Annotated in this window: 1 protein-coding gene and 1 pseudogene; both read right to left on the bottom strand. The window is 40.0% G+C overall.

Annotated features, from left to right (window positions below; all coding sequences use genetic code 11):
• A pseudogene (locus tag ACRRMM_RS19130) lies at nucleotides 1–180 on the bottom strand (arsenate reductase); the annotation flags it as partial.
• A 14-nt stretch (nucleotides 181–194) separates the two neighbouring features.
• A partial coding sequence (locus ACRRMM_RS19135) for an ArsB/NhaD family transporter (protein ID WP_432450937.1) occupies nucleotides 195–682 on the bottom strand: 488 nt, incomplete at its 5' end.

Genomic DNA, 682 nt, shown 5'->3' on the forward strand with positions numbered 1-682 from the left:
AGAAATATCAATCCCTATTTCTTTCATTGCTTTTACAGCATTCGGATTTAATCCATGAGCTTCGATACCAGCACTATAGACCTTCCACTCATCTCCAAGATGTTTTTTAGCCCAACCTTCAGCCATTTGACTGCGGCAAGAATTACCGGTACATAAAAAGTATATTGTTTTCTTTGACATGTTGATCGTCTCCTTTAATGTATAATCATTAGCCAGAAATACAAAGCTAAAAGTGTGATGAATAGCGTTGGTACAGTTAAAATGACCCCTATTTTGAAATATGTCCCCCAGGAAATCTTCACACCTTTTTGAGAAAGGACGTGGAGCCATAGTAGTGTTGCTAAGGAGCCAATGGGCGTAATTTTTGGTCCTAAATCAGAACCAATGACATTTGCGTATATTAACGCTTCTCTCATCATTCCTTGTGTATCGGTGCCGGATATGGCCAATGCATCGATCATGACCGTTGGCATATTATTCATGACAGATGAAAGAATCGCTGCTATAAATCCCATACCAAGAGTCCCTGTTAATAAACCTTGATCTGCTACAGCTTGAATCACGCTTGAAAGAGCATCAGTAAGCCCTGCATTTCGCATGCCATAGACAACAACGTACATACCTATGGAAAAGAAAACGATCGCCCAGGGAGCTTCTTTTAGAACGCTTTTTGTTTGAACAG

Origin of the sequence: Bacillus sp. XT-4 (assembly GCF_050864245.1) — a bacterium.
In the GTDB taxonomy this organism is placed as follows: Bacteria; Bacillota; Bacilli; order Bacillales; family Bacillaceae; genus Bacillus; species Bacillus altitudinis.